The organism is Pseudomonas sp. Hz4 (genome assembly GCF_054898165.1).
Genome location: NZ_CM142719.1, coordinates 3,654,765 through 3,667,751, shown reverse-complemented (window position 1 = coordinate 3,667,751; position 12,987 = coordinate 3,654,765). Strand labels below are relative to the sequence as shown.

Annotated in this window: 10 protein-coding genes; all 10 read right to left on the bottom strand. The window is 60.2% G+C overall.

Features of this window, described 5'->3' with window-relative positions:
* Positions 1 to 7: 7 nt before the first annotated feature.
* Positions 8 to 1,963, bottom strand: coding sequence for an acetoacetate--CoA ligase (locus ACYZTR_RS16715; RefSeq protein ID WP_461972615.1), 1,956 nt, complete (start codon positions 1,961 to 1,963; stop codon positions 8 to 10).
* Positions 1,964 to 2,103: 140 nt separating this feature from the next.
* The gene (hbdH, locus tag ACYZTR_RS16710; RefSeq protein WP_461972613.1) at positions 2,104 to 2,877 is read right to left on the bottom strand and encodes a 3-hydroxybutyrate dehydrogenase; all 774 of its coding nucleotides are present in this window, start codon (positions 2,875 to 2,877) and stop codon (positions 2,104 to 2,106) included.
* Between the two features lie 7 nt (positions 2,878 to 2,884).
* A complete protein-coding gene (locus ACYZTR_RS16705; RefSeq protein WP_461972611.1) occupies positions 2,885 to 4,276 on the bottom strand; it encodes a GntP family permease in 1,392 nt (463 codons plus the stop codon).
* Positions 4,277 to 4,563: 287 nt separating this feature from the next.
* Positions 4,564 to 5,979: a sigma-54 interaction domain-containing protein gene (locus ACYZTR_RS16700; protein WP_461972609.1), complete on the bottom strand. Its 1,416-nt coding sequence runs from the start codon at positions 5,977 to 5,979 to the stop codon at positions 4,564 to 4,566.
* Positions 5,976 to 7,559, bottom strand: a complete 1,584-nt coding sequence (locus ACYZTR_RS16695) for an ABC transporter ATP-binding protein (protein WP_461972607.1) — start codon at positions 7,557 to 7,559, stop codon at positions 5,976 to 5,978. The genes ACYZTR_RS16700 and ACYZTR_RS16695 overlap by 4 nt, the downstream gene beginning before the upstream one ends.
* 27 nt (positions 7,560 to 7,586) lie before the next feature.
* Positions 7,587 to 8,609 carry an ABC transporter permease gene (locus ACYZTR_RS16690; RefSeq protein ID WP_461972605.1) on the bottom strand — a complete coding sequence of 341 codons (1,023 nt, stop codon included), beginning with the start codon at positions 8,607 to 8,609 and terminating at the stop codon, positions 7,587 to 7,589.
* Positions 8,609 to 9,673: a microcin C ABC transporter permease YejB gene (locus ACYZTR_RS16685; protein ID WP_461972603.1), complete on the bottom strand. Its 1,065-nt coding sequence runs from the start codon at positions 9,671 to 9,673 to the stop codon at positions 8,609 to 8,611. The genes ACYZTR_RS16690 and ACYZTR_RS16685 overlap by 1 nt, the downstream gene beginning before the upstream one ends.
* The gene (locus ACYZTR_RS16680) at positions 9,673 to 11,541 is read right to left on the bottom strand and encodes an extracellular solute-binding protein (protein ID WP_461972602.1); all 1,869 of its coding nucleotides are present in this window, start codon (positions 11,539 to 11,541) and stop codon (positions 9,673 to 9,675) included. Before ACYZTR_RS16680 ends, ACYZTR_RS16685 begins: the two co-directional genes overlap by 1 nt.
* Before the next feature lie 135 nt (positions 11,542 to 11,676).
* A complete protein-coding gene (locus ACYZTR_RS16675) occupies positions 11,677 to 11,958 on the bottom strand; it encodes a peptidylprolyl isomerase (RefSeq protein WP_461972600.1) in 282 nt (93 codons plus the stop codon).
* Positions 11,959 to 12,066: 108 nt separating this feature from the next.
* Positions 12,067 to 12,948 (bottom strand): lipase family alpha/beta hydrolase, encoded by an 882-nt coding sequence (locus ACYZTR_RS16670; RefSeq protein WP_461972598.1) that lies wholly within the window; start codon positions 12,946 to 12,948, stop codon positions 12,067 to 12,069.
* Between the last annotated feature and the right edge of the window lie 39 nt (positions 12,949 to 12,987).

The following is a 12,987-nucleotide window of genomic DNA, read 5'->3' as shown; positions in this document are numbered from 1 at the left end:
GGCTCGCTCAGCGTTGCAATTCCGGTCGGTTGCGGAACTGTTCAAGCGCCTCGGGATTGGCCAGCGCATCGGTGTTTTTCACCTTCTGCCCGTGCACCACATTCCTCACCGCCAACTCGACAACCTTGCCACTGATCGTCCGTGGAATGTCCGTCACCGCGACAATCTTTGCCGGCACATGCCGTGGTGTGGTGTTGGCGCGGATGACCTGGCGGATCTGCTGTTCCAGCCCCTCGTCGAGTTCGACACCGTCACGCAAACGTACGAACAGCACGACCCGAACGTCATCAAGCCATTGCTGACCGATGGCCACGCTGTCCAGTACCTGCGGGATCTTCTCCACCTGACGGTAGATTTCCGCCGTGCCGATGCGCACGCCGCCGGGGTTGAGTACGGCGTCGGAGCGTCCGTGGATCATCATCGCGCCATGGGGCAGTTGTTCAGCGTAATCGCCTTGGGCCCAGACACCGGGGAACTGACTGAAATACGAGGCACGAAGCTTTTCCTGCTGAGGGTCATTCCAGAACCCGATGGGTATTGCCGGAAAGTGCCGGGTGCACACCAACTCACCTTTTTCGCCGATCACAGGCTGGCCGTTGTCGTTCCAGACTTCCACTGCCATGCCCAGGCTTTTGCCTTGTATCTCGCCACGTCGTACGGGTTGCAGCGGATTGCTGTTCACAAAACACGAAACGATGTCGGTGCCGCCGGACATCGAGGCCAGGCACAGGTCAGCCTTGAGGTCGCGGTAGACATAGTCGTAACTCTGGGGCGACAACGCGGAACCGGTGCAGAGCAGGGTTTTGAGGCTGCTCAGGTCATGGCTTTCACGAGGTTTGATGCCGCTGCTTTCCAGGGTCGCGAGGTACTTGGGGCTGGTGCCGAAGACGCTGATGCGTTCGTCGTCGATCAGATCGATCAGGCGCTCGGTGGCAGGATGAAACGGCGAGCCGTCGTACAGCACCACCGCACTGTCCACGGCCAGCGCCGAAACCAGCCAGTTCCACATCATCCAGCCGCACGTGGTGTAGTAGAACAAACGGTCGCCGGGACCGAGATCGCAATGCAGGCCATGTTCCTTGACGTGTTGCAGCAACACGCCGCCGGTGCTGTGAATGATGCATTTGGGCACGCCCGTGGTGCCGCTGGAATAGAGGATGTACAGCGGATGCGCGAAGGGCACGGGAACGAAATCCGGTTCGCCGCCAGCGTCGTAGAAATCATCCCAGAGCGTCACGTTGGCCCGTGTGTGGAAGTCCTCGATGCGCGCCTGTGGCCGGGCGTAAGGCACGACGATCAACTGCTGCAAGGACGGCAGGCGCTCGAGAATCTCGTTGACCTTGGCGGTTTGCTCAATCTCTTTGCCGGCATAGCGGTAAGCGGCGCAGGTGATCAGCACGGTCGGTTCGATCTGGCCGAAGCGATCGATCACCCCTTGAGTGCCGAAGTCCGGCGAAGAGCAGGACCAGATCGCCCCCAGGCTGGTGGTGGCGAGCATGGCCACCAGGGTTTGCCAAGTGTTTGGCATGCACGCGGCCACTCGGTCGCCAACGACGACGCCGGCGGCAATCAAGCTATTTTGAAAACCGGCGACATGCTCTGCCAGTTCGGCCCAGGTCAGCTGTTCGCGTTGGCCGTTTTCACCGATGGCCACCAATGCCACGGCATCGTCACGACGGCGCAGCAGGTGCTCGGCGAAATTCAGGGTGGCGCCGGGAAACCATTGGGCGCTGGGCATTTGCGCGCCTTCCACCAGCACAGCGTCCGGCTGATCGTGGAAACGGATGTCGAAGAAATCGACGATGGCCTGCCAGAACGCTTCACGCTGATCGATGGACCATTGGTGCAGGGCAGGGTAGTCGTCGACGTGGAGGTTGTGTCGCTGATTGATGAATCGCCGAAAGGCCTCCATGCGGGTCTTGCCGATGCGCTTGGCGCTGGGTTGCCAGAGGATGTCGGACATGGCTTGCCTCTTCTTGTTGGTATCAGATCGTTCCCACGCTCTGCGTGGGAATGCCTCAATGGACGCTCTGCGTCCGCTTTGGGACGCGGAGCGTCCCGGGCTGCATTCCCACGCAGAGCGTGGGAACGATCATCTGTGGGTTACTGCGCCAACCACCCACCATCAATATTCCACGCCGCACCGCGCACCTGGCTACCGGCTTCGCTGCACAAGAACAGCACCAGCTCGCCCAGTTGCGGCGGCGTGACGAACGCCAGGGACGGCTGCTTCTCGGCCAGCAAATCATGCTGCGCCTGCTGCGGGTCGACCCCTTTGGCAATGCGATCATCAATCTGCTTCTGCACCAGCGGCGTCAGCACCCAACCCGGGCAGATGGCGTTGCAGGTGATGTGGGTGGTGGCCGTTTCCAGGCCCACCACCTTGGTCAAACCGATGACCCCATGCTTGGCCGCCACGTAAGCCGCCTTGCCGACAGACCCGACCTGGCCATGCACCGAAGCGATGTTGATGATCCGTCCCCAGCCCTTGGCGCGCATGCCTGGCAGGCTCAATCGAGTGCTGTGGAACACCGAGGACAGGTTGATCGCAATGATCGAATCCCAGCGCTCCTCCGGGAAGTCTTCCACCGCCGCCACATGCTGGATGCCGGCATTGTTGACCAGGATGTCCACGCCGCCGAATTCACGCTCGGCGTAGGCAATCATGTCGGCGATCTGCTCAGGGTTGCTCACGTCGGCCGGGTGATGGCCGACCTTGCCCCCGAACTGCTCGACCTCGGCAATGACTTTAGACGCATCACCGAAACCGTTAAGGATCAGATTGGCGCCCGCCTTGGCCAGGCTGAGGGCAATGCCCAGGCCGATGCCGCTGGTGGAACCGGTGACCAGTGCAGTCTTGCCCGAAAGAGTTGTCATAGATACCTCACACAATGCCAGTGGCGTAGAAAGTACCGATCACCACAAAGACCGCCAGGGTCTTGATCAGCGTAATACAGAAAATGTCTTTGTAGGCTTCGCGGTGGGTCAGGCCGGTGACAGCCAGCAGGGTAATCACCGCGCCGTTGTGCGGCAGGGTGTCCATGCCGCCACTGGCCATCGCGGCCACCCGGTGCAGTACTTCCAGCGGAATGTTGGCGGCGTGGGCGGCTGCGATGAAGTCATTGGCCATGGCCGCCAGCGCAATGCTCATACCGCCAGACGCGGAACCGGTGATACCGGCCAGCAGGGTCACGGTAATCGCTTCGTTGACCAGCGGATTGGGAATGCTTTTGAGCCAGCCGGCCAATACCAGGAAGCCCGGCAAGGAGGCGATCACCGCACCAAAGCCGTACTCCGACGCGGTGTTCATCGCCGCCAGCAACGAACCGCTGACCGCGCTTCTGCTGCCTTCGGCCAACTTGCCGCGGATCGCCTGGAAGCCGAACACCAGTACCATGATGATGCCGACCAGCAAGGCTGCCTGAACGGCCCAGATCGCCGTGAGTTTGGCGATTTCGGTGGTCACCGGCGCGGCCATGCCCGGCAGCGCGAGGCTGTGGGTCTTGCCGTACCACTGCGGAATCCACTGGGTAAACAGCAGGTTCATGATGCCGACGGCCAGCAGCGGCGACACCGCGATCCACGGATTTGGTAGTTTGATGTTGGCAGCGGTTTCCGGCTCGTTGCGCAGATCGGTGCCATACCCTTCACCGGCGTGCTGCGCCTTGTTGCGCTGGCGCTGGAGAAACAGCATGCCGGCGCAGACCACGAAGATCGAGCCGATCAAGCCCAGCCAAGGCGCGGCCCAGGCGGTGGTGTTGAAGAAGGTGCTGGGGATGATGTTCTGGATTTGCGGGGTGCCGGGCAGGGCGTCCATGGTGAACGAGAATGCACCGAGGGCGATGGTTGCCGGGATGAGTCGCTTGGGAATATTGCTCTGGCGGAACATTTCAGCGGCAAACGGATAGACCGCGAACACCACCACAAACAGCGACACGCCGCCGTAAGTCAGCAGGGCGCAGACCAACACGATCACCAGCATCGCCTGACGGGTGCCGAGCAGGCGAATCGCCGCTGCAACGATGGAGCGCGAGAAGCCCGACAGTTCGATCAGCTTGCCGAACACCGCACCGAGCAGGAACACCGGGAAATACAGTTTGATGAAGCCGACCATTTTCTCCATGAACACCCCGGTGAAGGCAGGGGCGACGGCGGAAGGGTCGGTGAGCAGAACGGCGCCGAGGGCGGCAATCGGGGCAAAAAGGATAACGCTGTAGCCACGGTAAGCCGCGAGCATTAGCAGCGTGAGGGCTGCCAAGGCAATGATCACACTCATGGTGTGTCTCCTGGATTGTTATTTTTGTAGGGTGGGTCTTTTGTGGGAGAGGGCTATAGCGAGATTCGTGCCAGACGCGCAAGCTATTGAAACATAAGGATGTATGTAGTTTTTTTGAGTTGTGTTTCAGTTGGTTGTCTCTAGTTTGAGACTTGTATGGGTAATGCCGACCTCATCGCGAGCAAGCTCGCTCCCACAGGGTGACCGAGTTGCGCAGAGGAATGTGGTCAAAGGTGGGAGCGAGCTTGCTCGCGATGTTCTGTCTAACAATAGAGATCAATGTCTCGTTATAGAGACTCGACAATCCCCAGCGCCACCATCTTCTTGTACAAAGTCGACCGTCCCAGTCCCAATCGCGCCGCCGCTTCAACAACCTTCCCGCCGCATTGCGCGAGGGTTACCTCAATCAACTGTCGATCAAACCGCTCCCGGGCCTCACTGAAGGTTTCGTGCGCAACCGCCTCAATCGCCAACGGCGCCGCACGCTCTACCGGTGTGAACGTACCAATCGCCGCGCGGATATCCGTGGCATTCAGCATCAAGTCATCACTGAGCAATGCCGCGCGCTCCAGCACATTGCGCAGTTCGCGTATGTTCCCCGGCCAGGCGTGCTGGCCCAGCAGCTCCAGCGCTTCACGGTTCAATTCGTGCTGACTGCGCAGTTCCTCAAGGATCGCTTCACTGAGGGCCGGCAGGTCATCGAGTCGATCACGCAGCGGCGGGACCTGGATCGGCAGCACGTTGAGGCGGTAATACAGGTCGGCGCGAAATTCGCCGCGTTTGATCGCGGCTTGCAAATCCGTGGAGGTCGCGGCGATCACCCGCACATCGCTCTGGATCACTTCGTTGGAGCCCACCGGTTCGAATTCCTTTTCCTGCAGGACCCGCAGCAGTTTGCTTTGCAGCGGCAACGGCATGTCGCCGATTTCATCGAGGAACAGTGTGCCGCCCTGGGCAATCTGCAACTTGCCGGCGCGACCCCTGCGATCGGCGCCGGTAAACGCGCCGGGCGCGGTGCCGAAGAATTCCGCTTCCAGCAACGATTCGGGAATCGCCGCGCTGTTGATGCTGACGAAAGCTTTGTGCGCACGCGGCGAAGCGCCGTGGATCGCCTGGGCCAGCAGCTCTTTGCCAGTGCCGGTTTCACCGAGCAGCAACACCGGTGAATCAGCGCTGGCACTGCGTCGGGCGCGGCGTTTGACTTCCAGGCTGGCCGCGCTGGTGCCGATAAAATGGGCGAAGTTGTACTTGGTTTGCCGCGCCCGCAACAGCGAGCGGGTGGAGGCCAGTTCTTCCTGCATGCTCATGTAGCGCTTGAGCATCGGCGAGAGGCTGCGCAATTCGTCGAACAGCGCAAAACCGATGGCGCCGATCACCACGCCGGCGTCGTCATGAATCGGCAGGCGCATCACCACCAGCGGCTCTTTGGGGGTGTCTTGCATGTCGAGTAAAATCGGCCGCCCCGTGCGCACCACCTCGCGCAACAGACTGCCGGGGATCACGCTTTCGCAGGACTTGCCGATGGCCACTTCCGCCGATTCCAGGCCGAAGCGTCGGGCATAACGCTCGTTCATCCAGACGATGTTCGCATCGCGGTCGACAATCACCGTGCCTTCACTCGACTGCTCGATGATCTCGAACAACGAACGGATGGCCAGCAGGCGAACGCGTTGGTAGTCCTTCAGGCTGTCGGTGGTGTTCATCGAGCGGCCCCAGGATGCGTCGCCGCCAACAGCTCTTTGGTGTACGGATGCTGCGGCGAATCGAACACGTCGTGGGCGGCACCGCTTTCCACCACTTTGCCGTCCTTGATCACGATCATGTCGTGAGCCAGTGCGCGCACCACCGCCAGGTCGTGGCTGATGAACAGGTAGGTCAGGCCATGTTTTTCCTGAAGTTGGCGGAGCAGGGCGACCACTTGTTTTTGCACCGTGCGATCAAGCGCCGAGGTCGGTTCGTCCAACAGGATCAGCGCCGGTTTCAGCACCAGCGCCCGGGCGATGGCGATGCGTTGGCGTTGGCCACCGGAGAACTCATGCGGGTAGCGATGACGGCTTTGCGGGTCGAGGCCGACTTCTTCCAGCGCCCGAATCACTTCGACTTTGCATTCGTCAGCGGTCAACTGGCTATGCACCTCAATGCCTTCACTGATGATCTGCGCCACGGACATCCGTGGGCTGAGGCTGCCGAAGGGGTCCTGGAACACCACCTGCATCTTCTTGCGCCAGGGTCGAAGCTGCTTTTGCGTCAGACCGTCCAGCGCCTCACCCTGAAAGCGAATGCTGCCTTCGGAATCGAGCAAGCGCAGGATCGCCTGGCCCAGCGTCGACTTGCCGGAACCGGATTCGCCCACAATACCCAGCGTCTTGCCGCGCTGAATATTCAGGCTGATACCGTCCACGGCCTTTAGATAAGTCTTGCGCTGAAACAGCCCGCCACCGAGGGCGAACTGCACCCGCAGATTGTCCACTTCCAGCACGTTCTCGCGCTCGTCCCGGGGCAGGGCTTCACCTTCCGGCTCGGCGTTCAGCAATACGCAGCTGTAAGGGTGTTTCGGCTCGGTGAACAGCGTTTCGCACGGTGCCTGCTCGACGATTTCCCCAGCCTTCATCACGCACACTCGTTGGGCAATGCTGCGCACCAGATTGAGGTCGTGGCTGATCAGCAGCAGCGACATGCCGAGTCGCTGTTGCAGGGATTTGAGCAGCAGCAGGATCTTGCGCTGCACCGTCACGTCCAGCGCTGTCGTCGGTTCGTCGGCGATCAGCAATTCCGGTTCGCAGGCCAGGGCCATGGCGATCATCACCCGTTGCCGCTGGCCACCGGACAGTTGATGGGGGTAGGCCTTGAGCCGCTCTTTGGGCTTCTGAATGCCCACCAGATGCAGCAACTCGAGAATCCGCGCTTGCGCCGCTTTGCCGGTCAGGCCCTTGTGCAGCAGCAGGGTTTCGCCGATCTGCTTTTCGATGCTGTGCAGCGGATTGAGCGAGGTCATTGGCTCCTGGAAGATCATCGCGATGCGATTACCCCGCAGTTCTCGCAACACCTTGGCCGAAGCGCCGACCAGCTCCCGGCCACGGTAACGAATACTGCCCGTGGTGTGTGTACCCGTCTCGGGCAGCAGTTGCAGGATCGAGTGAGCGGTCACCGATTTGCCGCAGCCCGACTCGCCCACCAGCGCCAGGCATTCGCCGGGGCGAATGTCCAGGCACAGGTTGCGCACCACGGTCTGGCCGCTGAAGGCCACGCAGAGGTCACGGATTTCGATCAGGTTGTTACTCATATCAGCAGTCCGCATCATGATCTCGGATCAAGATCGGGGATCGAAAGCATCACGTAACGCCTCCCCGATAAACACCAATAAAGAAAGAATCAGCGCCAGGGTGAAAAATGCCGTCAATCCCAGCCACGGCGCTTGCAGGTTCTGCTTGCCTTGGCCGATCAACTCGCCCAGCGATGCACTGCCGGCGGGCATGCCGAAACCGAGGAAGTCCAATGCAGTGAGGGTCGAGATCGCCCCGGTCAAAATGAACGGCAGGTAGCTCAGGGTCGCGTTCATCGCGTTGGGCAGGATGTGCCGGACGATGACTTTGCGGTCGGTCAGGCCCAGCGCCCGAGCGGCTTTGACGTATTCCAGATTGCGTCCACGCAGAAACTCGGCGCGCACCACGTCCACCAAGGCCAGCCAGGAAAACAGCGCCATGATCCCCAGCAGCCACCAGAAATTCGGCTCGACGAACCCCGACAGGATGATCAGCAGATACAGCACCGGCAACCCCGACCAAACCTCCAGCAAGCGTTGACCGATCAGGTCGACCCAGCCGCCGTAGTAGCCTTGCAGGGCGCCGGCAGTAATGCCGATCAGTGCGCTGACAAAGGTCAGCATCAAGGCAAACAGGATCGACACCCGCGCACCGAAAATCACTCGGGCCAAAACGTCCCGCGCCTGGTCGTCGGTGCCCAGCCAGTTAACCTTCGTCGGAGGGCTGGGCGTCGGTTGATTGAGGTCATAATTTGGTGTGTCGTCGCTGAAGGGGATCGGCGGGAACAGCATCCAGCCACCGTCCTTGTGAATCAGATTCTGCACATAGTCGCTGCGGTAGTCCGCCTGGAACGGCAGCTGCCCACCAAATTCCTGCTCGGTATGACGCTTCAGGGCCGGGAAGTAGAGTGAGCCCTGATAGCTGACGATCAGCGGCTTGTCGTTGGCGATCAGCTCGCCACCGAGGGTCAACAGAAACAGGCCGACAAACAACCACAACGACCACCAGCCGCGACGGTTTTTCTTGAATCGCTCGAAACGACGACGACCTAACGGCGAGAGCTTGAACATCAGGCGTTCCTCGCGGCGAAGTCGATGCGCGGGTCGACGAGGGTGTAGCAGAGGTCGCCGACGAGTTTTATCAAGAGACCGAACAGGGTGAAGATGAACAGCGAGCCGAATACCACCGGATAATCCCGGGAAACCGCGGCTTCGTAGCTCATGCGACCCAAGCCGTCCAGGGAGAAGATCACCTCGATCAGCAGGGAGCCGGCGAAAAATACGCTGATAAACGCCTGGGGAATCCCCGAGACCACCAGCAGCATGGCGTTGCGAAACACGTGGCCATAAAGCACTCGGCGTTCGCTCAGGCCCTTGGCGCGGGCAGTGACCACGTACTGGCGGGTGATTTCATTGAGGAAGGAGTTCTTGGTCAGAATGGTCAACGTGGCAAACCCGCCGATCACCAGCGAGGTGACTGGCAATACCAGATGCCAGAAGTAATCGGCGATTTTGCCCACGGTCGACAGCGACTCGAAGTTGTCCGAGACCAGCCCGCGCACCGGGAACCAGTTCAGCGAGGTGCCACCGGCAAAGACCACGATCAGGAACATCGCGAACAGGAACGCTGGCATGGCGTAGCCGATGACGATCGCGGTGCTGCTCCAGATATCGAAATGGCTGCCGTGGTGCACGGCTTTGCGGATGCCCAATGGAATCGACACCAGGTAGGTGATCAGCGTCGCCCAGAGCCCCAGGGAAATGGTCACCGGCATTTTATCCAGGATCAGGTCAGTGACGGTCGCGCCGCGAAAAAAACTCTTGCCGAAGTCCAGGCGCGCGTAGCTGGTGAGCATCAGCCACAGGCGTTCGTGCGCCGGCTTATCGAAGCCGTATTGCTTTTCGATGTCCTTGATCAGCTGCGGGTCGAGGCCGCGACTGGACCGGGAGGTGCCGGACATGGTTTCGCCGGAACCGCCTCCGCCGACGCTCGCCCCACCGATGCCTTGCAACCGAGCGATGGCCTGTTCCACCGGGCCGCCCGGTGCGGCCTGGACGATGATGAAGTTGACCAGCAGAATCATCACCAACGTCGGAATGATCAATAGCAGACGCCGCAGTATATAAGCCCACATCAGCGTGGCCCTCCGGGTTTGCCACGGCTGATTTTCTCAGCCGTCATCTGTTGGTTGGTCATTGGCGTGGTGCTTATTTCCCACCAGCTCTCGATGGCTTCGTCATTGCTCGCTTGCTCGTTGGGCCTGCCGAAACGATTCCACCACACCGTGGAGGTGCCCGGCGGGTAATAGTTGGGAATCCAGTAGTAGTTCCATTGCAGCACCCGGTCCAGCGCGTGGGCGTAGCGCAGCATCTCGGGTTGGGTGGTGGCGCGAACCAGCCCGGTGACCAGTGTGTCGACGGCCGGATTGTTTAGGACCATGTAGTTATTGGCGCCAGGGTCGTTGGCCGAGACCGAGCCGAAGTAATTGACCAGTTCACTCCCTGGCGAAGTCGTGACCGGGTAGCCGGTGACGATCATGTCGTAGTCGCGGCTCATCAGGCGATTCACGTATTGGGACGAGTCGATGCGACGGATGTTCAGGTCGATGCCGATCTGTTTCAGGGTGCGCTTATAAGGCAGCAACAATCGGTCCATGCCGTTCTGGCTGACCAGGAAAGTGAAACTCAGCGGCTTGCCTTCGGCGTTGACCAGTTGATCGCCATCGGGTTTCCAGCCGGCCTGTTCGAGCAAGTCGAGTGCTTGCAACTGTTTGTCGCGTATCAGGCCACTGCCATCGGTTTTCGGTGCTTCGAACACCTGGGTGAAAACTTCGTCGGGAATCTGCCCGCGCAACGGTTCGAGAATCGCCAGCTCGCCAGCGTCCGGCAGTTGCCGGGCGGCGAGGTCGGTGTTGGAAAAGAAACTCTGCTGGCGGATGTACATGTCTCGCATCATCTGCCGGTTGCTCCACTCGAAATCCCAGAGCATGACCAGTGCCTGGCGGACTCGACGGTCTTGGAACATTGGGTTTTGCAGGTTGAACACAAAGCCCTGCGCCGGCTGGGGGGCTTGTATTGCCAGATGCGCCTTTTGCAAGCGCCCGTCGCTCAGGGCCGGGCTTTCGTAGCCGATGGAGTAACCGGTGGCGGAAAATTCGCGGTTGTAGTCGTAGGCGCCCCCCCGCAGGACCTGGCGGGCGACGTCGGTATCGCCGAAGTACTCGATGCTGAAACGATCGAAGTTGTAGAGGCCGCGGCTGACCGGCAAATCCTTGCCCCACCAATCGGCATTACGCTCGAAGGTGATGCTGCGACCGGAGTCAACCTTGCTCACCTTGTAGGGGCCGCTGCCCAACGGCGGCTCGTAACCGCCACCATTGGCGAAGTCGCGAGTCGTCCACCAATGCTCGGGAAACACCGGTAAGGTCGCGATATCGAGGGGCAGGGTACGGTTCTCATTACTTTTCAAGTCGAACCGAACCGTCAGAGGTGATTCCACTTCGACGCCTTTGACGTCGGCGAACTGGGTGCGATAACGCAGGCTGCCCTGGGTCATCAACAGGTCAAAGGTGTAGCGCACGTCTTCGGCCGTGATCGGTTTGCCGTCCGCGAAACGGGCCTTGGGGTTCAGGTAGAAGCGCAGGAACAAACCGTCGTCCGAGCGCTCCATCATCGTAGCCACCAGACCGTACACGGTGTAAGGCTCGTCCAGCGAACGCTGGGCCAGTGGCGAGTAAAGCAGGCCGTCGATCTGTGTGACGCCGATGCCTTTATCGATGTACGGCAAGATATGGTCGAAATGACCGATTTCGATCGCCGAGCGGCGCATCGTGCCACCCTTGGGGGCTTGCGGGTTGGTGTAGGCAAAATGACTAAAGCCGGCAGGGTACTTCGCCGGTTCACCGTACACGGTCAACGCATGTTGCGGTGCTGCATTCACACCGGTGACGCCCAACAACAGGGTCACGGCAGTGAACAACAAAGTAGGGAAAGCCAGTCGCATTGTCAGCCTTAGAACCGGGTGGTCAATAACCACAATTTGTACGCTAGCGGCGCGTCCCTCGCCACTCGTATCACGTATCCCAAACACGACGGCCCACCAAAAGGCGGGCCGTTGTGCAGAAAACTTGAAGGCTGATCAGTCCTGACGGCTGGTCACTTCCAGTAGGTGGTAACCGAACTGGGTCTTGACCGGGCCTTGCACCACGTTAAGCGGTGCGCTGAAGACTACGGCGTCGAATTCCTTGACCATTTGGCCTGGACCGAACGAACCCAGATCACCGCCCTGGCGGCTGGAAGGGCATGTGGAGTTGGCTTTGGCGACTTCGGCGAAATCGGCGCCGCCCTCGATCTGGGTTTTGAGTTCGTTGCACTTGGCTTCCGAGGCAACGAGGATGTGACGGGCAGTGGCTTTAGGCATGGGAAAATACTCCTTTCAATGTTCAATAAAATGCGGAGCCTACCGGATTCAGTGGCCTATTTCTTCTCAAAGTTCCGTTCAGACTGCGCAGCCCGGTATACATACCTTTTATAGGCCGGCATTTCTCAGGCGCTCGGCATGCTGCACATACAGGGCAATCGGGTCGATGCCCTTGCGCAACGGGCCGGCGGTCTGGCTGAGGCTGTCCAGATGATCCAGCGGATAGTCGGAACGAATGACTTTGCCCAAATGAGAGCTGTAGCGGCCAACCAGCCCGTCGTTCTGCTCGCCTTCGGTGGTGAAATAGTGGGAAAAGGCGCGGAGAAATCCGTGCAGAGGATTCACGGCATCGAGCCCTTTGTCGAAGATGTCGCCCTGCAGGGTGCCGCTCCAGGAGTAATAACGTACGCCGCCGACCCGCTCGCGCCCCTTGCCACCCCAGGTTTTTGGCAATCCCTGGGGGTACTTGTCGTTGAACGTGCCGACGCCTTCGGTGGTCAGAGCATTCAGCGCGGCGATGGCGTTCTGCGGAAGGTGGCGATTGCCACTGAGCAATGACAGAAAGTCTGCGAACAAGGTGGCAACCGTCTCGGCGACCTGCTCTGGCAGGCGGCCGGGCGTCAGCGCCTTGCGCAAGAAGTCAGCCAGCTCCGAGCCGTGATTCGGTCCACTGACGGAAGTCACCGAAGCGATTGCCTCCGGTGCGACCGCCGCCGCATAACGTGCGGCGAGTGCGCCTTGACTGTGACCGATCAAGTTGACTTTGCTCGCACCGGTGCCTTCCAGCACGCGTTCGATCTGCGCCAGGAGTTGGTCACCGCGCACTTCATTGCTATGGGTCGCCGACAAGTGCGGGATAAACACTCTTGCGCCTGCACTCCTGAGGGCCTGCTTGACGTCATGAAAGAGTTCGATCTTGCCGATGCGATCGAAGCCGAAGAGCCCGTGGATCAACAGGATCGGATACTGAGTAGTTGCATTCCGTAGCATGTTCTTTTCCTTTTTCGCAGTCGTTCAGAGGTGTGTTGA